This window comes from Exiguobacterium sp. SL-10, from assembly GCF_004337025.1.
Taxonomy (GTDB): Bacteria; Bacillota; Bacilli; order Exiguobacteriales; family Exiguobacteriaceae; genus Exiguobacterium.
Genome location: NZ_SJUP01000003.1, coordinates 12,531 through 37,916, shown reverse-complemented (window position 1 = coordinate 37,916; position 25,386 = coordinate 12,531). Strand labels below are relative to the sequence as shown.

General features: G+C 51.7%; 25 protein-coding genes and 1 tRNA gene. 8 read left to right on the top strand and 18 right to left on the bottom strand.

The features are described from left to right. Positions 1-333 precede the first annotated feature (333 nt). The 5 genes from EVJ33_RS04750 to EVJ33_RS04730 form a co-directional block, all read right to left on the bottom strand. Positions 334-4,020, bottom strand: a complete 3,687-nt coding sequence (locus EVJ33_RS04750) for an ABC transporter permease (protein WP_131434916.1) — start codon at positions 4,018-4,020, stop codon at positions 334-336. After that, positions 4,013-4,711, bottom strand: coding sequence for an ABC transporter ATP-binding protein (locus EVJ33_RS04745; protein WP_131434914.1), 699 nt, complete (start codon positions 4,709-4,711; stop codon positions 4,013-4,015). The genes EVJ33_RS04750 and EVJ33_RS04745 overlap by 8 nt, the downstream gene beginning before the upstream one ends. A 226-nt stretch (positions 4,712-4,937) precedes the next feature. After that, positions 4,938-5,993, bottom strand: coding sequence for an ABC transporter permease (locus EVJ33_RS04740; RefSeq protein ID WP_131434912.1), 1,056 nt, complete (start codon positions 5,991-5,993; stop codon positions 4,938-4,940). Beyond that, positions 5,993-6,853, bottom strand: coding sequence for an ABC transporter permease subunit (locus tag EVJ33_RS04735; protein WP_201739660.1), 861 nt, complete (start codon positions 6,851-6,853; stop codon positions 5,993-5,995). The genes EVJ33_RS04740 and EVJ33_RS04735 overlap by 1 nt, the downstream gene beginning before the upstream one ends. 309 nt (positions 6,854-7,162) lie before the next feature. After that, positions 7,163-7,576, bottom strand: coding sequence for a hypothetical protein (locus EVJ33_RS04730; protein WP_131434910.1), 414 nt, complete (start codon positions 7,574-7,576; stop codon positions 7,163-7,165). Between the two features lie 75 nt (positions 7,577-7,651). Here EVJ33_RS04730 and EVJ33_RS04725 point away from each other — a divergent pair, with 75 nt between their 5' ends. Further along, positions 7,652-8,059, top strand: coding sequence for a hypothetical protein (locus tag EVJ33_RS04725; protein ID WP_131434908.1), 408 nt, complete (start codon positions 7,652-7,654; stop codon positions 8,057-8,059). 41 nt (positions 8,060-8,100) lie between these two features. Here the strand turns inward: EVJ33_RS04725 and EVJ33_RS04720 are convergent, their stop codons facing one another. The 3 genes from EVJ33_RS04720 to EVJ33_RS04710 form a co-directional block, all read right to left on the bottom strand. Next, complete coding sequence (locus EVJ33_RS04720) at positions 8,101-8,859, bottom strand: DUF817 domain-containing protein (RefSeq protein WP_131434906.1); 759 nt, start codon at positions 8,857-8,859, stop codon at positions 8,101-8,103. 8 nt (positions 8,860-8,867) lie between these two features. Then, positions 8,868-9,728: a metal-dependent hydrolase gene (locus EVJ33_RS04715; RefSeq protein WP_131434904.1), complete on the bottom strand. Its 861-nt coding sequence runs from the start codon at positions 9,726-9,728 to the stop codon at positions 8,868-8,870. Between the two features lie 219 nt (positions 9,729-9,947). Continuing rightward, the gene (locus EVJ33_RS04710; RefSeq protein ID WP_131434902.1) at positions 9,948-10,943 is read right to left on the bottom strand and encodes a helix-turn-helix transcriptional regulator; all 996 of its coding nucleotides are present in this window, start codon (positions 10,941-10,943) and stop codon (positions 9,948-9,950) included. A 113-nt stretch (positions 10,944-11,056) separates the two neighbouring features. Here EVJ33_RS04710 and EVJ33_RS04705 point away from each other — a divergent pair, with 113 nt between their 5' ends. Beyond that, positions 11,057-11,902: an alpha/beta fold hydrolase gene (locus tag EVJ33_RS04705; RefSeq protein ID WP_131434900.1), complete on the top strand. Its 846-nt coding sequence runs from the start codon at positions 11,057-11,059 to the stop codon at positions 11,900-11,902. A 21-nt stretch (positions 11,903-11,923) separates the two neighbouring features. Here the strand turns inward: EVJ33_RS04705 and EVJ33_RS04700 are convergent, their stop codons facing one another. The 9 genes from EVJ33_RS04700 to EVJ33_RS04660 all read right to left on the bottom strand — a co-directional run bounded on the left by EVJ33_RS04700 (position 11,924) and on the right by EVJ33_RS04660 (position 19,718). Continuing rightward, positions 11,924-12,343, bottom strand: coding sequence for a YhfM domain-containing protein (locus tag EVJ33_RS04700; protein WP_131434898.1), 420 nt, complete (start codon positions 12,341-12,343; stop codon positions 11,924-11,926). Positions 12,344-12,420: 77 nt separating this feature from the next. Further along, positions 12,421-12,837, bottom strand: coding sequence for a YhfM domain-containing protein (locus tag EVJ33_RS04695; protein ID WP_131434896.1), 417 nt, complete (start codon positions 12,835-12,837; stop codon positions 12,421-12,423). Between the two features lie 89 nt (positions 12,838-12,926). Beyond that, positions 12,927-13,214: a hypothetical protein gene (locus tag EVJ33_RS04690; protein ID WP_131434894.1), complete on the bottom strand. Its 288-nt coding sequence runs from the start codon at positions 13,212-13,214 to the stop codon at positions 12,927-12,929. Positions 13,215-13,334: 120 nt separating this feature from the next. After that, positions 13,335-14,753: a sucrose-6-phosphate hydrolase gene (locus tag EVJ33_RS04685; protein ID WP_131434892.1), complete on the bottom strand. Its 1,419-nt coding sequence runs from the start codon at positions 14,751-14,753 to the stop codon at positions 13,335-13,337. Positions 14,754-14,775: 22 nt separating this feature from the next. After that, on the bottom strand, positions 14,776-16,206 hold the full coding sequence (locus tag EVJ33_RS04680) for a sucrose-specific PTS transporter subunit IIBC (RefSeq protein ID WP_131434890.1): 1,431 nt from the start codon (positions 16,204-16,206) through the stop codon (positions 14,776-14,778). Further along, positions 16,203-17,147: a carbohydrate kinase family protein gene (locus EVJ33_RS04675; protein ID WP_131434888.1), complete on the bottom strand. Its 945-nt coding sequence runs from the start codon at positions 17,145-17,147 to the stop codon at positions 16,203-16,205. Before EVJ33_RS04675 ends, EVJ33_RS04680 begins: the two co-directional genes overlap by 4 nt. A gap of 110 nt (positions 17,148-17,257) precedes the next feature. Next, positions 17,258-18,244, bottom strand: a complete 987-nt coding sequence (locus EVJ33_RS04670; RefSeq protein WP_131434886.1) for a LacI family DNA-binding transcriptional regulator — start codon at positions 18,242-18,244, stop codon at positions 17,258-17,260. Between the two features lie 47 nt (positions 18,245-18,291). Beyond that, complete coding sequence (locus EVJ33_RS04665; protein WP_131434884.1) at positions 18,292-18,768, bottom strand: GNAT family N-acetyltransferase; 477 nt, start codon at positions 18,766-18,768, stop codon at positions 18,292-18,294. Positions 18,769-18,854: 86 nt separating this feature from the next. Further along, complete coding sequence (locus EVJ33_RS04660) at positions 18,855-19,718, bottom strand: cation diffusion facilitator family transporter (RefSeq protein ID WP_131434882.1); 864 nt, start codon at positions 19,716-19,718, stop codon at positions 18,855-18,857. 181 nt (positions 19,719-19,899) lie between these two features. Here EVJ33_RS04660 and EVJ33_RS04655 point away from each other — a divergent pair, with 181 nt between their 5' ends. The 5 genes from EVJ33_RS04655 to EVJ33_RS04635 all read left to right on the top strand — a co-directional run bounded on the left by EVJ33_RS04655 (position 19,900) and on the right by EVJ33_RS04635 (position 24,566). Next, a complete protein-coding gene (locus tag EVJ33_RS04655; RefSeq protein WP_021067357.1) occupies positions 19,900-20,211 on the top strand; it encodes a hypothetical protein in 312 nt (103 codons plus the stop codon). Between the two features lie 38 nt (positions 20,212-20,249). Continuing rightward, positions 20,250-21,044 carry a class I SAM-dependent methyltransferase gene (locus EVJ33_RS04650; RefSeq protein WP_131434880.1) on the top strand — a complete coding sequence of 265 codons (795 nt, stop codon included), beginning with the start codon at positions 20,250-20,252 and terminating at the stop codon, positions 21,042-21,044. A gap of 136 nt (positions 21,045-21,180) precedes the next feature. Further along, positions 21,181-23,553, top strand: a complete 2,373-nt coding sequence (locus EVJ33_RS04645) for an immune inhibitor A domain-containing protein (protein WP_131434878.1) — start codon at positions 21,181-21,183, stop codon at positions 23,551-23,553. 110 nt (positions 23,554-23,663) lie between these two features. After that, positions 23,664-23,734: transfer RNA gene (locus EVJ33_RS04640), tRNA-Thr, on the top strand. A gap of 136 nt (positions 23,735-23,870) precedes the next feature. Then, complete coding sequence (locus EVJ33_RS04635; RefSeq protein WP_131434876.1) at positions 23,871-24,566, top strand: queuosine precursor transporter; 696 nt, start codon at positions 23,871-23,873, stop codon at positions 24,564-24,566. 32 nt (positions 24,567-24,598) lie between these two features. Here the strand turns inward: EVJ33_RS04635 and EVJ33_RS04630 are convergent, their stop codons facing one another. Then, positions 24,599-24,847 carry a hypothetical protein gene (locus tag EVJ33_RS04630; protein WP_131434874.1) on the bottom strand — a complete coding sequence of 83 codons (249 nt, stop codon included), beginning with the start codon at positions 24,845-24,847 and terminating at the stop codon, positions 24,599-24,601. A 146-nt stretch (positions 24,848-24,993) separates the two neighbouring features. Here EVJ33_RS04630 and EVJ33_RS04625 point away from each other — a divergent pair, with 146 nt between their 5' ends. Beyond that, positions 24,994-25,350, top strand: a complete 357-nt coding sequence (locus EVJ33_RS04625) for a PilZ domain-containing protein (protein WP_131434872.1) — start codon at positions 24,994-24,996, stop codon at positions 25,348-25,350. Positions 25,351-25,386: the final 36 nt, after the last annotated feature.

Here is a 25,386-nt window from a genome sequence, read left to right as displayed (position 1 = left end):
GAATGAACAACAAATAACATCTTTTACATCACATCATTCGATATGCATTCGTTGAAATCCTTCCTCCACTTTCTCTGACATATACTTGATTGCAATCCTGTATTAAGTCGACTCTTCGACAGATTGAGAGATGCGAATAGCGCTAATTAGACGTTCTTTTCCATAGTGCAAAACCTTATCAACGGACATGCAGATTCTCTAATCGTTTAGGCCGTTTGAAAATAAATGCGTATATTCTTAAGAAGAATTCAGATGCGAAATTAATCCAAAATAAAACGTGCACAAAGCAATAATCGATGCTTTGAACACGTTTTAATTCCACTGTGACTTTACTTAGTTGATATCGAAGGCAATCACGTAGTCTCCTCCGACAATCTCTCCGCTCACAAGGAGCGCTGCACGCTTAGTTTCTTCTGGAACTTCATAGGTCAGGGTGACCAAAGATGTAGACGGAACACGTAACCAGGAGTTGTGTTCCCAGCCTCCTCGTTCGACCATCGTGAATGTTTTGACTTTATACTCTTCTCCTTGATTATCAAGCAACTTATAGCCCGGAGGATAGTATTTGATAATTCCCCCATCTGAGTCCGTCCCGGCCTTCGGTGTGTCACCACGTACCGCCACCGAAACCAATTTGTATCCTGGCTTAGCAGGGGCGACTTCCGAAGGAGTCGGAACGATTTTCTCGATGCTGACGAGTTCATCACGGTAGGTCGGGTCGTCATATTCATAATAACGATACGAATCATTTCCTCGTTTTTCGATTTCTCGTGAAGACTCAGAAGGTTTATTAGAAATATCCACACCAATCACATATTCACCGGCCACTATATCCCCATTAACGATAAGCGCGACCCGTACTGTGTCTTCTGGAACTTCATATGTCAATGTGACTAAAGACGTTGAAGGGACTCGAAGCCAAGAGTTATGTTCCCATCCCCCTCGTTCAACTACACTAAATGATTTCACCTTGTACTCTTCACCCTTGTCATCTAGTAACTTAAAACCTGGCGGATGGTACTTGATGGTTCCACCGTTTGCATGCACATCGTCTTGAGGCGTCTTCCCACGTACCGCCACCGAAACCAACTTGTATCCTGGCTTAGCTGGGGCAACCTCATCAGGAGTCGGGACGATTTTCTCGATGCTAACGAGTTCATCACGGTAGGTCGGGTCGTCATATTCATAATAACGATATGCCTGGCTGCCGCGGGACTCAACCGCACCCGTCTTCGAGGACGCCGGCGAAGATTCTGGATCTTTCGAGTCGGAATCGAGGTCACCTAACTTCTCCCCTTGCGTCCCTTGCACATCGACCATTTCACGCGGCACCGACTCCTGTTGGCCTTCCGGGAGAGCGAAGAAGAACAAGGTCAAGACGGCTGCGCCGAGCCCGCCTGCGACGGTCCCGAGGACCCACTTGAAGCGTCGTTCGGTCCGTCTCGTGTTCACCTGCGTTCCGCGCATCGCCTGATACGGCAAGACGTTGACGGCCATCTGGGCCGGCAGTAACGCGCCCATCAAGCCCGTCAGCACCGGGACGAGCAGCGTAGCCGTGAGGAAGAGCACCTCGGTAAGCGGGAGCGACCCATAGACGTTCCAGACGAGCACGCCCGCGACGACCAGGCCGAGCAGTCCAGCCAAGAGCCCGAGCAGTCCTCCCTCGACGAGCACGAGTCCTCGTACGTTCGCCGAGCGCCAGCCGGTCGCCTTGAGAATGGCGATCTCACTTCTGCGTTCGTTGATGTTCTGCCACATGACCTCCGTCGTCGTCAGGACGGCGATAAGGAGAGACACACCCATGGCGACATAGTGCATCGTCCCGACCTCGAGGGCGACGTACTCCCCGAGGAGCGACGTGAACATGACCCCCTGTAGCCGGACCGAGACGAACAGGAAGAACATGAACAAACTCGTCGGCACGGCAATTGCGAGCAGCGTCAAGAGCGTCCGTTTCCATTGTGTCACGAGCTGGTTGAACGCCATCCCGAGCACGCCCTCAGCCCGGACGAGCCGTAGCCCGTGCGTCGTCGCACCGGAGCGCAGCGCCTCGTATGGTTTGATTTGTCGAATCATCAGCATCGGTACGAGCGAGCCCAGCACATAAATCCCGAGTCCGCCAAACCCGATCAAGACGACGCGAAGGCCGGTCGTCGCCGTATCGCCGGCGAGTAGGAATGCACCCAAGATCGACCACGCGATGAGGGCGACGACACCACCGAGCAGCAACGCCTCTATCAAGAGAAGACGAGACAGTTGTCTCGGTCCCCAGCCGAGAGAGAGGAGCACGGCGAACTCTTTCTTCCGGGCGTACAACATGATCACGTTCGACGTGAACACGTATAGAATCGCGACGAGGATGACGCTCGCGATGACGCCACCCATCCCCATCTTCGTCTCCTCGAAGATGGTGAACGAGGAACCTAGCCGGACCCAAGGCTGTTGGACCCACCCGAGCGCCTCGCCCTCTTTGAGACCCGGCAGATACGTCAGCGCCATCTGCGGGGACGACCCGAGCGTGACGTCGGTGATGAGCCCTGTCGTCTCCTCGATTTCGTTCGCGACGGCCTGCAGTTTCGCCTCGCTCGCCTCGTTCAGCTCGTCGACCCCGCTCACGTTGACCCGGATCGCCGAGATGGGCTGGTCGCCGAGGATCGCAGCGGCCGCCTCGAGCGTCGTCAGGACGAGCGGCGGGCGTGTGAGGAAGCCGCGGTCGTTGTTGAGCGGCAACATCTCCTTCACCGGGTTGACCGGCTCGTCGTTCGCGTCGATGACCCAGTCGGCCCTGGCCGGGAAATACGTCTCCATCGGCAGGTCGGTGAGCGGGTCGCGCGCCATGTCGAGCTTGCCCGGGTCGAAGACCCCGATATAGTCGAGTTTCACCTTCGGCCAATCGGCACTCGTCTCCCCGAACATGTTGAGAGGACGATACAACTGCTTGTAGGGATATAGACTATCCTCAGGCACCTCATATGGTTTCACTTGATAGGCGAACGGCCAGCGGTCCGCGAACGGACTGGTGACGGTCTCATAGTTTAGAGACGAGGGACGCATCGCCAAAAAATTGTATGAAGTGAAGTCCTCACTCAACTGAAAACCTTGTCCCGCCATAAACTGATCGATGAGCTCTTGATGAAGATCTCCCGTCGACACCGGATTGATTTGATCGATTTTTTCGCCGGACAAGGTCTTCAGGTACGATTCTCCGCCTGAATCACGTATCTTTTCTGCGATTTCCTGTGCACTTTCTCCTTTGAAAGGAAGATCGATCTTTTCCAATTCAAATGACATCTTCGCATCCACGAACATATCCGTGCTGATGATGGCCGGAACCTGTACAGCTCCTTCTGGAGAGACCTCTGCTTCTCCCTCGGGCAAATAGCGACTGATATCAGCACCGCCGACGATTGCTTGATCAAGACCAACCAATTCCGACTCGGCTTTCGGATCGACCCCGGCAATCATGAAATTCGATCCAAAAGAAGGACGGAACGTCGTACCAGTCGGGACCGGGGCCATCCCATAGTTCGGATCGGCATCCATCGGTCTCCAATTCCCAAGAAAATATGTTGTCGAGGTGTCTGTTTCGACATGGGCTCCCGTGTTCGTCTCCTCTTTGAAGTTGACACGATATACCGCCGTCTCATCCAACTTGAACTCTCCGACTTCCGTGTAATAGTCGTATGACCCAATCATCGCGATCGGTGCCGCGACCTCGATATCACTGATCTGTTTGATCTGTTCATATTGTTCGAGCGTGATGCCTCCTTGAAGTCCGCTCATATAGTTCGGCTCGAGGAGGTCCAACTCCTCGGTCACGCTCCGCGTGCCCGGTGGCCGGACGACAATGTGGTACGAGGACTTCCATCGCTTCTCGAGTTCGGAGACGACCGTGCCCTTGTTCGACTCGGTGAGCCCGACGAGATAGGACAACCCGGTACTGACGATCAAGACGCCGACGAGAAGCAGAATGAACCGTTCCTTGTTGCGCCACCATGAGTTCCAGATGAACTTAAGCATGTCCCGTCACCCTCGTGTCGATCACCTCGATGACCGCGCCATCCTTCATGCGAATCTGTACATCCGCTCGCTCGGCGATACTCGGGTCGTGAGTCACACAGATGACGCCACACCCCTTCTCCCGGTTCAACTCTCGTAACAGCTCGAAGATGACCTCGCCCGTCTCCGAATCGAGGTTCCCGGTCGGTTCGTCGGCGAGCAACCATTCCGGCTCATGGATGAGGGCGCGGGCGACCGCGACGCGCTGCTGTTGTCCGCCCGACAATTGGGACGGCAACGACTCCGCCTTCTCCCGTAACCCGACTCGTTCCAAGAGCGATAAGGCCCGCTCTTTTTTGTCGTAGTCGACCTTACGACCAAAGAGCGGTGCCATTACGTTCTCAATTGCGGTCAATGTGGGAATCAAATGGAACTGTTGAAAGATGAATCCGACTTTCTCGAAACGAAAATCGGCTAGTTCTTTCGCGTTCAATTGACTTAGCTTTTTCCCATCGAAATAAAGATTACCGCTTGTCGGCACGTCAAGCGTTCCTATGAGGCTTAGTAGTGTCGATTTTCCTGACCCTGATGGTCCAATGACGGATACAAAATCACCCGCTTTAAAATCTATAGTGATTGGCTTCAACGCATATGTGTCAATTCCGTCACCTTCAAATTTTCGAGTCATCTGTAAGCATTTAATTTCACCCATATTTTTACCTCCAAGGTATCATTTGGTAATTATTAGTTGGATTAATTATAGCAAGATTTATCCAAATGACTATTGTTTTATTTGATTATTCAGATATCAATGAGTATAAAGCCCGTTAATAACAATAGAAAAAGGCATTCCCACTCGTGGGAACACCAGATTTGTATTCACTTTAAACATCTTACTTTTTTAATCGCTGACACTGTTGAGATATCATCGAACAACTCTAAACGATATCGTCCTTGTGTCTCTTTCCATCGAGTGCAAACTTTCCATCCGCATGCACGAGTGTGAACGAATCAGCCAGCGACGCAGCCGCCGCCTCGACTTGAGACATCGTCTCTTCCGTGACGACCGCCTCTTGGCGTCGTAACCGGAACGCTCGCTCAAGCCGACTCGTCAACAAATTGCTGATGAAGACGAGCATGGACAGTCCGAGAGCCGGAACGAGGAACATATGGTTCGTCACCCACGTCGTCGCCGTGAACTGCGTGAAATAAAAACCGAACATCGACGACCATTCAAACAGCGTCGGTCTGACCCCTTCAAACAAGAAGACGGTTCCTCCGAAAAAGACGCCGAACAAAGATAGATGGATGAGTAACATCAACGTTTGTACGAATTGTTGCATGAAGACGATGACCAGCGTTGGAACGAGGTGCGGCCACAGGTGTCGTCTTGTCCGATGCCACACACTGCCGCCTAACGTCTCGGCGACAATCATAAACTCTTGTTTGAGCAATTGTCGGACTTCTGTAATGAGATAGAGTGTGACGGCAGGCAACCCGAGCGCCACGAAGACCGTCAACTGTAGCGTCACGCGGTCCAGAAGCGGTGGCACCACGGTCGAGTCTGCGAAGAAAAAGGACGGGAACAGCATCATCATGGCCAATAACGAGATGGGCAGAATCAAAAAACCATCTAACACCATTTTGAACAATCGGTTCACGCGCGCCCCGCGAAACGCGAGTGGAATCCCGATTAATAGGCCGATCGCCATCCGTCCGAGCGCCACGGTCGCACAAATACCGACCGTCCATTTAAAGCCTTCAATCATCATCTGGAACAAGTCGTTCCCGGCCCGGTCGGTACCGAGCCACTGATCTTTGGACGGTTCGAGCGGTGGAATGCCAATCAACCGACCTTCGTCGGAGTAACGGTTCAAAAATTGATCGACTTGGCCATCGCGGAATACGGTATTCCCGATACTGAGTAACAGTAAGCTGGCAAAAATCACGAACCCGATGATGAAAATCGGGTCACGCAGTAGCGTCCGACGCATCAAATCCCTCCTTTCCAGGCGTTCGGGATGATCCACTCCGCCAGTAAATCCAATATGAAGATCGGGATATAGACGACCAACAAGATGACGAGCAGAATCGGCATGACCGGATTATAAACGGCAAACCGGAAAATTCCTTGCACGTTAAATAAATATTCGATGATGAGTAGACTCGATAGCACCGTGATCAAGTTCGAGCGGAAAAAGAGGTAGAAGCGATACACCAAATTCGGGAGCAAGTGTCTCCAGAACAGGGCGGCCGGTCGGACGCCTTTGGCCCGTGCCAGCTCGAGAAACAACGACACTTCTTCTTCGAGGATATGTTTCGTCAACCATTTAAGGAAGAAGAACAGAATCGTGAGTGTCAACGTCACAATCGGTAAAAAGCGTATGTATTCAGCGAACCCACCTGCGACTTCAATCCGATCAAACCCCGTCTTCTTGTAAATCGTGATGGCGAGGAATTGCGAAAAGATGAGCCAAAACAAATCTGGAATCATCTCGAGCGTTTGGCTCGTTTGCTGAAGCACCGTGCGCACGCGCTTCCCGCTCCGATAAAAGAAATAGGCGTACAAAAGGGCAAACCCGACCGAGACGATGAGTGACGTCACAAAGATGATGACTGTCTCTTTCATGAGCGGGGCAAGATCTGGCAATAACGGTAACTCGCGTTGCGCGGTGACGTTGAAATATGTAATCTCATCGAGTTTCGCCAACTGACTGAATTGTTGTTGAATCCCGTGCCAGTAGTTCGATGGGACGAACTCGAGTTGCACGACGAGTGAAGGCAAGGCACTGATCGCAATCAATACAAATATGGTGATAAAAAACTGAGCCGATTTTTGAGCAATCCAGTTCATCTGTTTCTCTCCCTTTTGAGCCATGAGATTCTTTCCTTTTAAATTTGATCGCCTAATAACACAAACAAAAAAGAAGGCTCTCCAAAATAAAACATTTCCTCAATTTAAAAGTAAAAAAAAGCCATATGTGTTTTTTTGATTCTATCACAGAAATATTGTAAATAATAACAATATTCAAAAAATAAAGAGATAAATTATGCTACTATTAAATTGCTCATATACTCAGGCACAATTTTTAAGTGTTCCAGCTACATCGAACATCCCAATCAAGAGATAAACAAAAAAGTATTCCTTCATGAAAGGAACACCTTAGTATGTCGAAAATAGTACATCACCATCCTCAGATCGTAACTCATAATTGACGAGCGTCTTCAACTCCTGCGTGAACGTGATCGTACATTCATATTCAACGCCAGGACCGAACGGAATATCGGGACGATCGCGCGTTTCGTACGGCACGCCATTCAGATATACATCGATGTCACGGGCTTTCGCACCGTTATCGATTACATAACACATTCCCGTCTCTGTCATGTAGCGACTATACATCCGGTCATATGTATCTGGAACCGTTACGAGCAACACTAGCATGACTAACATGAGCGATCCAATGGACGCAAACAACTTTCCTAACTTTCGGTCTTTCCACCATTGGACGAAATACATGACTGTCGCGCCAACAAGCGCGAGCGCGATACACCAAAACCCGATTAAATCAATCAAACTTATCACCTCACCTCTTTTTACGGTTACTAACAGACAAAGTTTCATCACCATTTCATTTTCGAGGAGATCTCTATGACACACTTTCTCAACATACAAACCCTCTCCATCCAGCTCGCGCTCACCCTGTTCGTAAACATTCAACTGCTTGCCAACAGCGGACGGCTCTATTTGATCATAGGCAATATTTATATGCTAGTCATCGTCTCTATCGCTCTTGCTTCACTCTGGTTGTTCGCGCGGCTCATCGTCAAACAGATCAGGCGACTGGCTCCTTCACCATGGAACCTATCCCTGTACGTGCTATGGCTCCCCTATTTAGCGCTGTTCACCTATGTCTGGACACGGATCGTCCCCGCTCCGAATGAAGCGGCATGGCCAAGTCCGGCCGTCGGGCTGCTGATCATCGCGCTCACGTTCACATTTCCCCTGTATGTGTTCATCGTCCATATGATTGCCCGCTCCAAACAACCAACGACATAACCAAAAAACGTGTGCGACCCGATGTGGCTGCACACGTTTTTTCATAGAATTTCCTGCCTTCGCTTCTGCCACGCCACAAGCAAGATACTGATAATGACGAGCAGGAACCAGGACGACAGCTTGCCAAGGTCGACGAGTGCCCAGCCGCTCAACTGATTCGGATAGGCCCAACCGTTATAGAACGTGACGATATTTTCCGCGAACCAGATGAAGCAGGCGATCAAAAAGAAAGCGACGACGACTGGCATCGTGAAGCGACGATCGTCGAGCCGGTACGTGACGATGGCCCGACCGAAGACGAGAAAGACGAGACCAATCAGCACCCAGCGCAAATCGAGCCAAATGTGGTGCCAAAAGAAGTTGAAATAGATGGCGATTCCCAGACCGAACGCGATGAGCGGTGGCGGCATCTTGAGAAACTCCAAATCAAGGCGGCGCCACGATTGGACGACGTAGCTGCCGACACTCGCATACATGAACCCCGCATAGAGCGGGACACCGAACACTTTCGTCAACGCCTCGTCGGGATAGCTCCATGACCCCATCTGCACTTTGAACAGCTCGAGGCCGAGCCCGATGACGTGGAACCAACTGATGACCTTCACTTCTTCCATCGTCTCGAGCCCGGTTTTGACGAGCACGACTTGGACGAATAGGCACCAAATGAGTAGCACGTCATAGCGCGGAATCGGAAAGTCGAACCATTTTGTCAACGCGAGCGCCCCGAAGATGGCGACCGGGAAGATACAACTGAGTGCCTGTTCGTAACCGAAGATGAACAAATAACGGATGCGACGCATAGAATCACCTACAATTCGATGTATTCGTAAAGGAATGACGACTCACCGTCAAAGAAGCGTGGATCGTAAAGGCCAAGGCGCTCATCATCCTCGACAATGACAACGAATGGGGACCACTGTTTGAGCGTGATCGCTTCTTTATTCTCGACGAAGAGCGGGGTCAAATCAGCATCGTCTGCACTCGTCAACTCGTAAAGGACTTCAGGTTCTTGATAGACCGAGTCACTGTAAATCGACACCGACTCATCTGTCTTTGTGACGACCGTGAACTGGGTCGGGATGAACGAGGCCGACAGCGCCACTTCATCGTGATCGGCGGCATACGACTGATACAAGTACGCCCCTTGCGCGCTTTGAATCAAGACGTGCACGACGATGGCGGCCCAGGCGTAGCGATACACCGTATGGCGGACGTCCGTTCGCCGTGCAATCAGCCAGGCGACGAGGAAGATGCCCCAATAGACGAAATCGACGATCGGGATGACACCGAACGTGACTCGGACATCAGATAATGGCTCGAAGTAGCCGGTCCCCCAGGCGTTGAACAAGTCCGCCGTGTTATGGATGAACACGGATATGAGCGCCCACCAGAAGTAACGGATATCGGTCACCTTGAACAAAACGCGCACGAGTATGTAGATGAGTAGCGCGAATAACGGGACGAGGAAAATCGAATGGGTGATGCCGCGGTGCCACATCTGGTACATCCCTTCCGTATCCCATAATCGCGAGATGACGTCACTATCTGGGATTTGACTCCCGACGAGCGTCGTGACGAACAAGGCCCGTTTTTCGTTTTTCTGAAGCTCTCGCTTGTCGGCCGCCCCGTAGAGCGTCAGACCGAACAGCGTATGTGTGATGGTATCCAACGGTCTCCTCCTTTTGGACGGAAAAGACATCCCCCTCATGACGAGAAGGATGTCCGTCCTAGCTTATTTCTCTTGGTCCATTTTCATGGCGCGTCTTGCGACGACGGCGACAAAAATGACAGCGACAATCGGAATGATTAATGGCATCCAATCTAACATCCGCCTGTCCCCCTTCTACAAGTGTCGCAAGCAGTATATCATATCTACATTTCAATCGTTTCAGTGAATGCTCGCCTTTGCGTATCGACCGGCCATCGCCTCGATCGTCTCGCGCATATGATCGCGGAGTGTGACCGGTTCGAGCACTTCGACTTGCGTGCCGAGTGACAAGAGCCAATAGACGAAACCGTCAGATACGGCCGCATCGAAGCGGATGAGGAAGCGGTCTCCGTCTTGCGTGATCGAGACGTCTTCGCCGAGTTTGTCGAAAATGACCGGGAGGACGCGCTCGTCAACGGCAAGGACAATCTCCTCGTCGAGTCCGTTGTACATATTGAACGACTTTTGGAAATAGTCGTCCGGCAAATGCTGTTTCATGCGCGGCGTATCGTCCTCGACGATTTCCGAATTGACGATGCGGTCGACACGATAGTTTCGGATTTCCCCGATTGATTCATCGATACCAATCAAATAGTACTGCTCATGGTTCCAGTGCAGGTCGATCGGATTGACGACGTAACGTTCGCCATCACGGCGAAGTGGGAACGTCCGTTTCGTGGCGTCAAAGCCGACGACGTCCGTGTATTGGAACGAGATCGCCTTTTGTTCTTGAATCGCCCGCTGGATGCGGTCGATATGGTACGGGATTTGTCCATGTTTCTTTTTCGGTGTCTTAATAATCGATTGAAGCGTTTCCGCTTCCGGGATGCTCGTCAGTTTTTGAAGCTTCTCGACGATGCGTTCCGTCACGTCCTCTGAGATGAACTTCGCCGCGACAATCGCGTCGACCATCATCCGGAGCTCATGAATTTCAAACAGACGGGCCGAATGCCAATATTTTTTGGCGAGGCCGTTTTTCTCGAGCTCATCCTGCACCTCGAACCCCGAATCGGTCAATGCTTGGATGTCGTCTTTCACTGATTTTTTTGCTAACTTAGAAGTATCTCCGATAGTAGATAAATATTCGAGCAAGTCTTCTAACGTCTTCGGATGGTTATCATCTGTATGGCGTTCGAAAAACCGTCTCACCTCGAGTAACCGTTCTCGGTTGTTCACGGTTTAATCCCCTCACTTCTCTTTGTAAAATATGTATAAACAGACAGTAGCATGTTATTTCCATGAAATAAAGGTATTTTCCATTACAAATCGTTTAAGGAGGCCCTTCCGCAGTGAAACATTACGCGCACGTCAACGGCACGAAAATCGAATATATGGACCGTGGTCACGGTCCGGTCATCGTTCTGATTCATGGGACCCAATCATCAAGCCTCGAACCGTACCATGTGGACCGGCTCGTCGTGTCCGGTTTTCGGGTCATTGTCCCATCTCGTCCCGGTTACGGTGAGACTCCGTACTCATTTTCAGCCTCGCCGCAAGCGTTCGCCGCCAACTTACGTCGTCTGATGGAAGTCATGGCAATCGAACAATATCACGTGTACGGCATCTCGGCCGGGGGACCGACAGCCATCGAGCTCGCATCGCAGAACGACCACGCGCTCAGCTTGACGCTTGCGGCCGCGGTGACGAGTGTCGTCGACTTCCCGTATCGGCGCTACATCAGCCGAAACGTCGCCCAACCGGCTTTCATTGCGCTTCAGTTCGCGATGAAACATTTCGTCTTCCGGGCGATTCAAAAACAACCGTTCGAAGCGACGGCCCGCATGATTCAATCGACGAGCCTGCTCGCATTAGACGTGATTCGAGACGAAGTGACCCCGTACGATATCTTCTTGTTGAAGCGAGTCGCGAGTCAAATGGCGTTCGGTCTGGGTGCCCAGTTCGACCTTCGTCAACAAGTGACCGATGAAGCGTTGCTCGGGGTGACGTGCCCGACGTATATCGTCCACTCTAAAAATGACAAGGCCGTGCCGGTCCGTCACGCGCATCATGCGAAACGGCTCATCCCGCACGCCCAGCTCACCATCTTGAACAGCCCCGGCCATCTGATTTGGATCGGCCGTCAAGCGCGAAAGAGCGAGCAACAGATTGAACGCTTTATCCGCTTCAACTCGTAAGACGCCCATTTAGGCGTCTTTTTAGTCGCCTGACTCGAGCAGATTGATCAATTCGTCCGTCACGTCAGCCGGAAGGTGGTAGCCGATATTTGTGTCGTCCGCGTCGTAAAGACTGCTTGCGGACTTCGCATCATCGTTCAGCCAAAGGTAATAGCGGTCCGTCTCCCCGTCCTCGAAGCGGATTTCGATATCGTATTCCGGCCCAACCACATTGGCGACACCTGGAAGTTCGTCTGCCTCACGCAGCATGTCTTCGAATACTTGAATCGCTTCCGGTTCGTCGAACGTGACGAGATCGCGCTCTTGAAAACTGCTGAATCCGTCCGATTCCGAGACGCGGACTTCTTCAATCCCATCCGTCCGGAAATCGTTCGAGGCACAACCGGTCAAGGTAAGTGATAACCTGACGAGAGCAAAGACTGGTGTATGTCGATGTTTCATAAATAGACTCCCTCTGTCTGTATATGGATGATATACGCGATTCAAGCAAGTAAAGTTTCACATTCCACGTCACTCGTTCACTCATCCACCCCGAGCACTTGAATCAACTGATTCGTCATATCTCTCGACACGCGATAGATGAGATGCGGATGCGTCACATCCATCAAAAAGCTCGGTTGATGTTTCTGTCCGAGCCAAAGATGATACTGTGCCATCATCCTGCCCTTCCAATGAAGCTCCAAGTCAAAGTCCGGTTCCCCGTGAATGGAATCTTCGAACGCATCATCTGCATTACGCAGCATGTCCGCGAACGGACTCACTTTTTCGATTCCATTGAACATGATGAAATCTGTCTCATTGAACGAACCAATTCCTGAAGACTCAGCAACTCTCGCTTGAATCATCTCTTCTCTGTTCAACTCATTCTCCTCTGAGTTCATAAATGCTTTGAACATCGCCGAAGCCCCTGTGAAGATTGCCCGATCTAGTTTCATGCGCTTCACCCCATTCATGTTGATCGTTATCTTTTACGAAAATCCGGACGAAAGGTTTCGCAAATTTTTACATACTATCAAGAAACTCGTCACACACGCTTTCTGCTGCGCTCTAAAAATATCGGCAATAGGTTCAATAGAATCGAGATGCTCGTCAAGACCCACCACGCCCGTCCCATACCTGGTATGACATCCGCTAACGCACCCCAATCCTCCGCTTCGACCCAAACTGATAAATAGCTGTAGTCCGCGCACACGGTGAGCGCCGTCAGCGACAACGCAATCGCCATCGGCAGCTTGAAATCTTTTCCGACCATGAACGTATACAAGTTGAACAATGTCGCAGCGACCGTCAGTACTCCAAATATTATCCACACTAGCGATTCAACCTCCATTTTTATGTAATCAATTACCTATTTTCACAGTATCATAAGCAAAACTTGAAATCGTTACATTTTGGAACAACAAAAAAAGCCGAGCCGAAGCTCAGCTTTTCCTTATTGATACGTCCAACCGGTCAGGCTCGCCGTCGCCCCTTCATAGCGCAACTGTTTCTCGAGCTCGCTTGGGAACACACGGAGCGTAGCGACCGCTTCGCCGTCATTGACGAAACATTCGACACTCGACGAGTCGACGAAGACGTGAAGTGATTCGACAGCAATCGTTTTCGTCCGTGTCGTGCCATACTCGGTCGCGAACGGCTCTCCAGCATTCGTCCGATCGATCGTCAACTCGCCTGCCGTTGCATCGTAACGAATGACGAGTGACTCATCTTCAACTTGCAACAATTCGAGGCTAAAGTCCGTCCCATCCGTTTTCACCTCAAGCTCATACCGGTCCGGTGTCGCAACGCTGACTGACGTGTCGGACGCGTCGAGGAATGTGTCTTGGCGAAGCTTTGCCATCTCCACCACCGGACGCTGCTTGAGCGATCCGTCCTCGATTGTGAGCATACGCGGTAACGTCAAGGCGTGTGCCCAGCCGAACCGGTCCGTCGGATAGTCGATTTCCGGGAGTCCCATCCAACCGACGAGCACGCGACGTCCGTCTTGTTCTGTCGTCTGCGGGGCGTAGAAATCAAAACCGAAATCGAGTTCTTCGAACGCGTCATGTGTGAACGTCAACGTCTCGACGTCGAGCTTGCCGATCAAGAAGCCAGACTGGTAGATGTTGTGATAACGGTGGCCTTCAGGCTCAATACCTTGCGGCGAGAAGACGAGGACGTGTTGTCCATTGAGTTCGAACACGTCAGGACATTCCCACATGTAACCGAACGGGTCGAGTCCTGTCTCAATCTCACCGAGGAACGTCCAGTCGTCCAAGTCAGTCGAACGATATAAGACGACACAACCTGTTTCGTTCTTACGTTGGGCCCCGACGATGGCGTAATAGACGCCATCCTCGAGCCACACTTTCGGGTCACGGAAGTGTTCCGTGTACCCGGCCGGCACGTCCGGGATTGCGACGTTACGACGTTCGATCTTTCCATCCCGCAACACGCCGATGACTTGCGAGGCGTGACGCGTCCAGTCATCCGTCCGGTGGTTGCCGGTGTACATGACGTGGAGCTCCCCGTCCTTCACAAACCCGCTACCTGAATAGGCACCGTGCGAGTCTTCGGTCGTCTCCGGGACTAACGCCACCCCGCGGTCGGTCCACGTGACGAGGTCGGGTGATGTGACATGGTACCAATGTTTGAGACCGTGTACCGGTCCGAGTGGGAACCACTGATAGAACATGTGATATTCCCCGTTATAATACGTGAATCCGTTCGGGTCGTTCAGGAGGCCCGTCGGCGGTTGGATGTGGTATCCGAACCGCCACGGGGAAGCCGCCGTCTTTGTGCGGAGCGTCTCCATCTCGAGGGCACTCACGTCACGTAACGAGCGGTAACGCTCTGCCTTCGTCCAACTCATACAATCACTTCCTTTTTCTTTCTTATGCTGCTTGTTTCACTGCTTCTTTTTTCGCTTGGCGTTTCGCAAGCACGAACGTCAATCCGAAAGCGACGGCGAATGAAATGACCATGCCGATGATATACGAGACAATCGATGCCGGTGCGATCGAGATGATTCCCGGAAGACCTGCCGCACCGAGCGCTACTGCGAGGACTTCACGTCCGACGATGAACGCCGAGGCGATCCCTGAACCGATGATAGCCGCGATGAACGGATAGCGTAGTTTCAAGTTGACACCGAACATGGCCGGCTCCGTGATTCCGAGGAGTGCCGAGATACCAGATGCCGAAGCGACACCTTTCATCTTCTTATCACGTGTCAAGAAGAAGACAGCGAGTGTGGCAGCACCTTGCGCGACGTTCGACATCGCTGCGATTGGGAAAATGAATGATCCACCTGTGCGTGCGATATCAGCAAGAAGCTGTGTCTCGATCGCGATGAAGCTGTGATGCATTCCTGTGATGACGATTGGTGCGTACAAGAGACCCATGACGAGACCACCGAAGAAGCCGAGCGAGTCGTACGTCCAAACGAGACCATCGATGATCAAGTTACCTGCTTCACGCGTAATCGGTCCGACGAATGCGAACGTGACGAACGCTGTGATGAGGAGTGAGAGCAATGGTGTGAGTAAGATATCAAGTGACGCTGGCATAAATTTACGGATATTGATTTCAATTTTCGATAAAATATAAGCGGATACGAGTACTGGTAACACTTGTCCTTGGTAACCGAGCTTCTCAATCTCAAAGCCGAGAATGTTCCAAACCGGAATATCGCCGACCGTTGCTTGCGCGTAAGCATTGACGAGATCCGGGTGAACCATGATCATCCCGAGCGCAGCGCCGAGGTATGGATTACCCCCAAACCGCTTGGCGGCGGAGAACCCAATCAGGACGGGTAGAAAGACGAAAGCGGCGTTGGCGAACGTATTGATCATTGCGGCGAGGTCGGCGATGCCAGGGTACTGGTCGATCAATGAGCTGCCGTCGAAGAACAAATCAGGTGCTGTGAGCAAGTTGTTGATCCCCATCAAGAGACCGCCGGCGACGATGGCCGGGATGATTGGTACGAAAATATCAGATAGCATCTTCACGAACTGTTGGAGCGGGTTTCCTTTTTTCGCGCCGGCCGACTTGACGTCACTTGTCGACATATCACCGAGACCTGTCAATTCCGCGAACTCGGCGTATACTTTGTTGACCGTACCTGCACCGATGATGATTTGATACTGACCACCTGTCGAGAACGTTCCTTTGACAACATCGAGTGCGTCAAGTTTCTTCTCGTCAACTTTCGATTCATCGTTCAAGACGAGACGGAGCCGGGTCGCACAGTGGGCCGCGGCGGCGACATTGTCTTTTCCGCCGATTGCCTCTAAAATCGCTTCTGCTTCTTGTCTGTAATTCATGCTGGTTTCCCTCCTAGCGTTTCAAACACGCGTTGTTGTGATGGTATGGCAGGAATCGCGCCGTAAGCGGTGCACGTTAGCGCTCCGGTCACGTTCGCATATTCGATGTCCTTTAGTAAGCGATCGTCATCTAGCCCGAGCGTCGACAATCGGTATAAATAGGCTCCGACGAAGGCATCGCCGGCTCCCGTCGAATCGACACTATCGATTTTCACCGATGAAATCACGTCTTTGACGTCTTTCGTCGCAATGAGCGTTCCGCGTGAGCCAAGCGTGATGGCGATTCGTTTCGCACCCGTTTCAAGGAGTGACGCGACCGCCTGGTCTAAATCGTCAAGTCCCGTCAACAAATGTGCTTCCTCTTCACTCAACTTCACGAAATCCGCTTCGGCGATAAAATGAAGTGAGTCTTGTTTGAACGCTTCAAGATCTGTCACGAGCGCGTCCCGATAGTTCGGATCGAATGAGACGAACAGGCCGTCCCGTTTGGCGAACTGAAGCAGTTTAAAATAGGCATTCTTTAACTCGCCTTCGAGGAGCGCCGTTGCAGAGCCGAAGTGGACAATGTCACCTGGTTTAAATGCCGACAAGTCGATCGACTCGAACGCGTAATCCCCGTCGCTGCCGCGGCGGAACGTAAAGTCTCGTTCCCCATCTTCTTGGATCGACACGAACGCGAACGTCGTGTCACCTTCCTCCACCAGATTCTCGACACCGACTCCGTTGTCGACGAGCGTCTGTTTCAAAAACCGGCCGAACGGGTCAGCCCCGACTTGACCGAGAAAACTCGAGCTTCCACCGTGTTTACTGACGACCGCGGCGACGTTCGCCGGTGCGCCCCCTGCCTTCTTCACGAATGTCGTCCCGTTGACGAGGTCGCTCGACGCATCCTCGCAAACCCAATCAATCAATAGTTCACCAATGCAATGTACGGTGTTCATCCGTCCACCTCCGTGTCTAAATTTCGTGCTTCGTACCACTTATCGAACCGGTTCCAAAATCGAATAAAAAAATGTTGCGGAACCGGTTCCGCAACACAAATGTAATCGATTTAATTTAAAATGTCAACGCTTTCTCGCAGTTTTAATTCAAAAGTTGTGAACGTTTTCATCGGGATGGTTTCACCTGTTAACAATTGGACAATCATGTCAGCCGCACGGGACCCGGTCCGTCGGTATGGAAGGTGTACGGTCGTAATCGACGGATGGAGCACTTCGGTGAAATCATAGCCGCCGAATCCACTCACCGAGATGTCGCCCGGCACCGTTTTACCGGCGTTAGCAAGCCCCTTCAATACGCCGAGGGCGATGTTGTCGGTCGCACAGACGACGAGTGACGCCGACAGCTCATGTCCAATCTGCATCCCAATCGGAATCGCATCATCGATTTTAAATGACGTCGTGTATGTCTTCACATCCGCACCCGCCTCGTTGAAGGCGCGCAAGAAACCGTCACGTCTCGTTTGGCCGACGGCGATGTCGTAAGCCTCGACACCCACATAGATGATGCCGCGATGCCCCCAATCCACGAACTGCTTCCCGAGGGCGTACGCCGCATCAAAATCGGGATAGACGAGACTATGGACTTGTTCGTGCTCTTGACCGATCAGTAGGACCGGGATTTGAATGTCTTGAATTGCCTGCATGTGTCGTTCCGTCACGGTCGTCCCGAGCCAGATGATGCCGGCCACTTTTTGTTTCGCCAAGTTATACAGCTGCTCGATCTCACGTTCGGTCTGTTGGGCCGTATTGACGACCAGCATTTGATAGCCGCGCTCGGTCAAGCGTTCATCGATGCCCATCATCGTGCGCGAAGCCGCATAGGAATCGAGCCGAGGGACGATGACACCAATCATTTTCGTCTGTTTCGACTTCAAGCTTTGCGCGAACTGGTTCGGCTCATAGTTCGTCTCTTCGATGACCCGCTCAATCTTGTCGCGTGTCGCCTGTCCGACCGAGCCCCCGTTTAAATAACGGGAGACGGTACTTTTGGCGACCCCGGCCAGTTTGGCGATGTCGTTGATTGTCACTTGTTTCATCGGTAAAACCTCCATACGAAAAAACTGACGCGTCAGACGCCGTCAGTTCAGTGGTTGATTACATATCGCTTTTTAAAGTTTAAATAGAAAAGCCCGTTCCGTTTCTCGAAGCCGTTCTTCTCGAGGACACGGCGTACCGCTTCCTGATGCGGGCTCGTCGGCGGGATGCCAGCACGGACAATATGTCCTTCTCTTAAATCGGATTGTTCGAGCGCGAGGCGCAAGCCTTCTGTCGCATAGCCATTACCCTTGAAGGCGTCGAACACCATCAAATCGAGCTGATAGACGCGAGCCAGTTTCAAAAGCAACACTTTTCCGACGATTTGACCATCCACACGGAGGTCGTAATAAAAGTCCTCCCCATAGCTATGGGCGTCGGCTGAGTACACCTGTTCTTCGCCCATCTCGACAAAAATACCTTTTAACTCTTCGGCTGAGATGCCATAAGAACTTTGACCATATTTTTTAAAATGCTCATATTCGATCTCATCAATCTGACGAATAGGTTGACGCACGATTTCCATCCCGTGCCCTCCTTACCAGTTATCTCATAGTCTTTCCACACTCATTATATACGAACGGCGGCGTGAAGCGCAAAAGATAACCGAAATCAGACCGGTTCGATGTGGATGTGGACCGAATCGACGGCGTGATGTTCATCGAGTTCTCGCTCGATATCATCACATAGATCGTGCGCTTCCTCAACGGTCAGACTTCCTTCGACGGCGATGGTCACGTCGAGCATGACGTGGTTGCCAAGGTGTCGTCCCTTGATCTCACGCACTTCCTTGACGGCATCAAAATGTTGAATCGTCTCTTCATAGGAATCGACGAGATCTGGGGGGAACCCGTCCGAGAGCTGATGGGTCGCGTCGAGAAAGATTTGAATCGCCGTCTTGATAATCATCCCAGCGATGAGCACAGCGAGCACTGTATCCATCCACGGCAATTTAAAGTAGGCAAACAGGACGCCGAGCGTCGCCCCGATCGAGATCATCGCATCGGCTAGATTATCTTTAGCGGCCGCCTTCAAGGCGAGCGATCGAGTTTGCTTGGCCAATCTCGAATTGTATGCATACACACCGAACATGACGAGTGCACTGACGAACGCGACGACGGCGGCGAGCGGGTTCGGTTCCACATATTCACCACCGACTAAAGTAGCGATACTGTTCAATAGGACGAACACCCCGACGGCGACCATGATGAGCGAGGCGACGAGCGCGGCGAGCGTCTCCATCTTGGCGTGACCGTATTTGTGTTCGGCGTCTCGGGGCAGTGCGGCGATGCGAATGCCGATATAGACGGCGATGGATGCGATGATGTCTGTCGTATTGTTGAATCCGTCGGCGAGGACGGCCTCCGAATTGTACACATAACCGAAGACGACTTTTAATACAGATAAGACCAAATACGTCGTGATGGATAAAATGGCGCCTTTGAGCGCTTTTGGTGGATGAGTTGTCGACTGCATCCAACCACCTCCTTTTTAGCTAAGTCAGTATACCAGTCGGATGTCGTGTGGGCATAGAGAAACAGTGTTTCCCACAGTCAATAAAAATGGAATATATTCCCGGTAGTTTCGTTGTTCGAAAAATATGGTAAAGTAAATGGGAAGAGACAACAGGGTTATCCCTATAAAAGAGGTGAAACAAATGTTTACAGAACGTGATGGAATCAAGCTTCGTTTGGAACAAATTGACAGATTACTCGCTGATTTGAACCGCGAAGCAAAACAATTGATGGCTCGTCTACGTGAACTCGATGCGAGCGGTGAAAACCCGCACGAGGTCACACTCAAGCCAGAAGATCGGGACACGCTTAAATCGTCAATCGACGAGACGCTCGAGGCGCTCCAAAGCCGCTCGAAACGTCCAATCAACCCGAACGATGAGAAGAAGAAAGAACTCGCCTCCCATAAGGCGCTCATCGACGAGTTGTCGGATTTACTCAGCAAGAAAAAATGAGACGCTTCTGCGTCTCATTTTTTCGGTAAGGAGATCATATGACTTATATCGTTACGACTTGTTTACGCCCGACCGAGGCGATTATCGCACGCGCCGAGGCCCATGCGGCGACGTATGGCGTCCGTTTCGTCACCCGGCGCAAACATTCAATCGAGACGTTGAAGACGCGCCATCAACTCGGCGTGCTCGTATTTGATAAACGTCGCGTCGAATATACACCGCTCGACGGCGATGAACCGTTCTTCTTCCACCCTTCGAGCTCAGTGTTCCGGGTGAAGCAACTCGCGCGTGGCGGGAACGACCCGCTCGTCGATGCTGCCGCAATCAAACCAGGTGACCGCGTCCTCGACTGCACGCTCGGACTCGGTTCAGACAGTATCGTCCTCAGTCACGCCGTCGGTCCGGCCGGTCGTGCCGTCGGACTCGAGAGTGAATTCGTCACCGCGATGCTCGTCAAAGAGGGCATGACCGTCTGGGAAGAGAAGCATGATGCGGTCAATGAGGCGATGCGTCGACTCGAGGTCGTCTGGACGGATGCCCTCACCTATTTGAAGACGTGTCCGGACGATTCATTCGACGTCGTCTACTTCGATCCGATGTTCGAAAAGACGATTTCAGAATCGGTTCACTTGAACCCATTACGATTCCTCGCCAACACGAATCCACTGTCTGTTGAACTCATGACGGAGGCCCGTCGTGTCGCGACCAAACGAATTGTCCTAAAGGCTCACTTCGAGAGTGAGACGTTTGAAACGTTTGGTTTCACAAGGATTGTTCGCAAAACGTCCAAATTTCATTACGGCATCATCGATGTAGAGACTCCGATTCTTTAGGTCTTAAGGACCAACAGGGACGAAAGTCTCTTTTTTTGATTCCCATTTTCTGAATATTGACATTAATCTGACACAAGTTTAACGTTGGATTCAAGCTCACACAATTTCCCATTATTTTCACAGGAGGTTAGTACAAATGAAAAAACGTTCCATCCGTCGCACGACGCTCGCCGTCGCGCTGACATCGGTCATGAGCGTCAGTGCGATTCCGGCCGTCGGTGCCGCTCCACTCGCGTCCTCACCGTTGCCAACCCCTAGCTCGACCGCTCCATTCGATCACAACATTATCGATGAGGATCGACTCGCTAAAGCCCTCGAGAAACGAGGCGTCATCAAAAAGGGACTCTCGGCAACCGAGCGTCACAAGGCCGTCGATGCCTATATCGAGAAGAAGCAAGGCAATGCGAAAGATGTCCATAAGCATGGCTTGAACGATAAAGCCGCTGAAGCAAAAGAGAAGATACATAACCAATTCGAGAAAGAATCGAAGCGTCTCCTCGACAAAGCGAAAAAAGGACAAGCGAACTATCGTAAAGGCAAGCCGAACGGCCAAGTCAAAGTCGACCCGGCCCAGCAAGCTGGCTATAACGGCGCCGTCCGCGAAGACAAAGTACTCGTTCTTCTCGTCGAGTACAGCGACTTCAAACATAACAACGTCGTTCAAGAAGAAGGCTATCTGTATAGCGATAACTTCAGTAAAGAGCACTACGAGCAGTATATGTTCGGCGACGAGTCGTTCGAACTGTTCAACGGTGAGAAAGTCCAAACGTTCAAACAGTACTATGAAGAACAATCGGGTGGTAGCTACACGGTCGACGGTACGGTCTCGGACTGGTTGACGGTCCCGGGCACGGCGAAAGACTACGGTGGTGACAACCCGGCTGGCGGGAACGACAACATCGGACCTGGTCCACGTCAACTCGTCAAAGACACATTGAACGCGGCGGTCGCCTCAGGCATGGACCTCGCTGAATATGATGAATACGATCTCTATGACCTTGATGGTGACGGCGACTTCAACGAGCCGGACGGCTTGGTCGACCACTTGATGATCATTCACGCCGGTACCGGTCAAGAAGCTGGGGGCGGTGTCCTCGGTGATGACGCAGTCTGGTCACACCGTTGGGTCGTTGGGAACAGCCCATACCGCGTAGCTGGAACGACAGCAGACGTCCCGTACTGGGGCGGTCAAATGGCTGCATTCGATTACACGATTCAGCCAGAAGACGGCGCAGTCGGCGTCTTCGCTCACGAGTATGGTCACGACCTCGGTCTTCCAGATGAGTACGACACACAGTACACAGGTCAAGGCGAACCGGTCCAATCATGGTCGATCATGAGTGGCGGCAGCTGGGCTGGTAAAGTGGCAGGTACGGAGCCGACGAGCTTCTCGCCACAAAACAAAGAGTACTTCCAGAAGTTGATGGGCGGTAACTGGGCGAACATCACGGAAGTTGATCTTGAAGATATCACGCAACAAGGTTTCGTCTCGAAACTCGATCAATCGGTGACGAAATCGACGAACCCTGGATTGTTGAAAGTAAACCTTCCAGATAAGAAAGTAAAAGGCATCGAACCAGCTTTCGGCGAGTATTACTACTACTCGACAAAAGGCGATAACTTGCATACGGAACTCGCAACACCGACGGTCAAACTCGGCGCGGACGGTACGCTCGCATTCGACACACGCTTCGATATCGAGTATGACTACGACTACTTGTACGTAAAAGCACTCAGCGGCGGCAAAGAAGTCGTTCTTGACGTCTATGGCGATGACAACACTGGAAACGGTGCCGAATCGACGAACGGCGCTTGGGTGAACAAAACGTACGACTTGTCACAGTTCGCTGGTCAAGACGTACAAATCGTCTTCGAATACGTGACGGACGGCGGACTTGCGCTTGAAGGGTTCGCACTCGACAACTTGTCGATCACGTCAGGCGGTCAATCGCTTCTCGCAGATGATGCGGAAGGCGCGGAGAAAGTCACGCTCGACGGCTTCGTCAAGTCGGACGGCTATGACACGAAACCGCACTACTACTACCTCGAATGGCGCAACCATGAAGGGGCAGACACAGGTCTCTTGAACGGCCGTGGCGTCAAGTACAACACAGGTCTCGTCGTCTGGTATGCGGATGACTCGTTCTCAGACAACTGGGTCGGCATCCACCCGGGTGAAGGTTTCCTCGGTGTCGTCGATTCACACCCTGAGGCCCTTATCGGCAACTTGAACGGTCAAGAGACAGTCACAGGCAGCACGCGTTACCAGATCGCAGACGCGGCGTTCAGCTTAGATAAGACGCTCCCTTGGTACATCGATTCACCGAGCCGTGGCATTTATGACTACAAAGCTCAACCAGGCGTGAAACAGTTCAACGACGCCAACACGTACATCAACTCGCTCATCCCAGATGCGGGCCGTAAACTTCCACAATACGGACTCGTCGTCGACGTCGTCGGCGAAGCGAAAGACAACTCGGCTGGAGCCGTTTGGGTCCGGACGAAGTAAGCTTAATTCAACGCACCCCCGCCCTTCTCTCTATGAGGAGGACGGGGGTCTTATTATTCTAAAAAAGCTTGAATTTTTTCGAGAGACTGTGTAACATACTAGTTGTAACCGCCTCTGTAGGTTAGTGGCAGACCTCAGCAATGGTAATGCTGCAGCACGAGTTCGATTCTCGTCGGAGGCATCAAATGAAGCGACCTTTCCTTATGAGGACAGGTCGCTTTTTCTTTTGGTCATGGAAACTGTCTTGACACGGTTTCCGTTCCTCTATAAACTTGTAAAGTTGACAGAATGAATGATTTGGAAGGAGTACGATCCCCATGCTCAATGAATGGTTATGGATTCCTTCTGCCTTGCTCACGCTCGGTCTGCTCGTCCTCAGCTACAAGCTGTTCGGACGCGTCGGACTGTTCGCCTGGATCGCGATGGCCTCGGTCGTCGCCAACATCCAAGTGACACAGCAGATTGTAATCGGTGGTTTCATCTTCACTCTCGGGAATATCGTCTACGGTTCCCTTTATTTAGCGACTGACATCTTGAACGAAAAATATGGTCGTCACACCGCCCGTAAAGGCGTCTGGCTTGGTTTCTTCATCTTGGTCGTCTCGACCGTGCTCATGCAGTACGCATTGCTCTATGAGCCGTTTGAGGAGGCGTTGTTCATGCATGAGAGTTTCGAGGCGCTCTTCTCGATGCTTCCGCTCATTACGCTCGGTAGTCTCGCCGCGTACCTCGTCTCGCAACTGTTCGACGTCTTCATCTATTCGAAGATTCGTGCCAAGACAGGCGAGAAAAAATTATGGCTTCGGACGACTGGTTCGACCGTCGTTTCTCAGTTCATCGACACGCTCACGTTCTGTACGATTGCCTTTTGGGGTATGGAATGGGATATCTGGTGGAACATCTTCATCACGACGTATGTCGCCAAGTTCATCATCGCCTGGATGGCGACTCCGTTCATGTATTATGCGAAACGGACTGTTCCACAGGACGATGAGACAGAAAAAGTAGCCTAATCAAAACCGCGAGCCGATGGGCTCGCGGTTTTTTACTTTCCTGTGATGTGAAGCCGCACCGCATAAGGACGTGCGTCTTCAAGCGACGATTTCTCCCGACAAACGGTGAGCGCCACGTACGCGTCGATGGCGAGCACCTCGATGGCCTCGTCCGTCGCCTCGACCTCTAGTATGGTGTAGGGCGGAAGTTGTTCGAGCTTAACCCACTGCCCGTGTAAATTTTTCGCGTAGATGATTGGTTCGTCGATCGAATAGCGTCGGAGTAAATCCTTGACGTTCATGCGACCCCTCCTCTATCCACTCTGTCTTTCCATTATAGAAAGCGTTTGCAATTCTGTAAACCGAGCTTCCTAACTTTCGGTGTTTTCCGTACTTCACGATTTGGTTCAAATAGCCGATAATCTAGGTAGAGAAATGAGGTGAACCGATGCGCTATCGACGACAAGAAACATTTCGCTATATTTTACCGAACCCCCGCTTCATCCCTTATCGCCTCATCTGGGAAGAGAAAGAACTCCATGACGGGGAAGCACAACTGCTCAATATCAGTGCCCACGGTCTGAAGATGCGGTGCGACTACTTATTCCCGCTTTCTGAAGGATTAAAAGTTCAAATCAAACTCGATCTCGTTCCGTTGATTCAACCAATCGATCTCACCGGCCACGTCCGTCATCGCGGACAAATGGGGAGCCTGTATGATTACGGAATTCGACTCGACGCGAACTCTGACGAGACCCAGCAACTCGTGACGATGATCAAGGCGTATGCGCGCGAAAACCAATGAGAACGTGTCGATTGACACTTCTCATTTTTTGTTCGC

Coding starts and splice junctions, on each gene's coding strand:
- EVJ33_RS04655 (WP_021067357.1), top strand. CDS start 19,900: ATGTTTACAGAACGTGATGGAATCAAGCTTCGTTTGGAACAAATTGAC.
- EVJ33_RS04665 (WP_131434884.1), bottom strand. CDS start 18,768: ATGGAAATCGTGCGTCAACCTATTCGTCAGATTGATGAGATCGAATAT.
- EVJ33_RS04685 (WP_131434892.1), bottom strand. CDS start 14,753: ATGAGTTGGACGAAGGCAGAGCGTTACCGCTCGTTACGTGACGTGAGT.
- EVJ33_RS04740 (WP_131434912.1), bottom strand. CDS start 5,993: ATGCGTCGGACGCTACTGCGTGACCCGATTTTCATCATCGGGTTCGTG.
- EVJ33_RS04695 (WP_131434896.1), bottom strand. CDS start 12,837: ATGAAACTAGATCGGGCAATCTTCACAGGGGCTTCGGCGATGTTCAAA.
- EVJ33_RS04675 (WP_131434888.1), bottom strand. CDS start 17,147: ATGAACACCGTACATTGCATTGGTGAACTATTGATTGATTGGGTTTGC.
- EVJ33_RS04750 (WP_131434916.1), bottom strand. CDS start 4,020: ATGCTTAAGTTCATCTGGAACTCATGGTGGCGCAACAAGGAACGGTTC.
- EVJ33_RS04725 (WP_131434908.1), top strand. CDS start 7,652: ATGACACACTTTCTCAACATACAAACCCTCTCCATCCAGCTCGCGCTC.
- EVJ33_RS04670 (WP_131434886.1), bottom strand. CDS start 18,244: ATGAAACAAGTGACAATCAACGACATCGCCAAACTGGCCGGGGTCGCC.
- EVJ33_RS04650 (WP_131434880.1), top strand. CDS start 20,250: ATGACTTATATCGTTACGACTTGTTTACGCCCGACCGAGGCGATTATC.
- EVJ33_RS04645 (WP_131434878.1), top strand. CDS start 21,181: ATGAAAAAACGTTCCATCCGTCGCACGACGCTCGCCGTCGCGCTGACA.
- EVJ33_RS04720 (WP_131434906.1), bottom strand. CDS start 8,859: ATGCGTCGCATCCGTTATTTGTTCATCTTCGGTTACGAACAGGCACTC.
- EVJ33_RS04630 (WP_131434874.1), bottom strand. CDS start 24,847: ATGAACGTCAAGGATTTACTCCGACGCTATTCGATCGACGAACCAATC.
- EVJ33_RS04625 (WP_131434872.1), top strand. CDS start 24,994: ATGCGCTATCGACGACAAGAAACATTTCGCTATATTTTACCGAACCCC.
- EVJ33_RS04680 (WP_131434890.1), bottom strand. CDS start 16,206: ATGAATTACAGACAAGAAGCAGAAGCGATTTTAGAGGCAATCGGCGGA.
- EVJ33_RS04735 (WP_201739660.1), bottom strand. CDS start 6,853: ATGAACTGGATTGCTCAAAAATCGGCTCAGTTTTTTATCACCATATTT.
- EVJ33_RS04660 (WP_131434882.1), bottom strand. CDS start 19,718: ATGCAGTCGACAACTCATCCACCAAAAGCGCTCAAAGGCGCCATTTTA.
- EVJ33_RS04745 (WP_131434914.1), bottom strand. CDS start 4,711: ATGGGTGAAATTAAATGCTTACAGATGACTCGAAAATTTGAAGGTGAC.
- EVJ33_RS04700 (WP_131434898.1), bottom strand. CDS start 12,343: ATGAAACATCGACATACACCAGTCTTTGCTCTCGTCAGGTTATCACTT.
- EVJ33_RS04635 (WP_131434876.1), top strand. CDS start 23,871: ATGCTCAATGAATGGTTATGGATTCCTTCTGCCTTGCTCACGCTCGGT.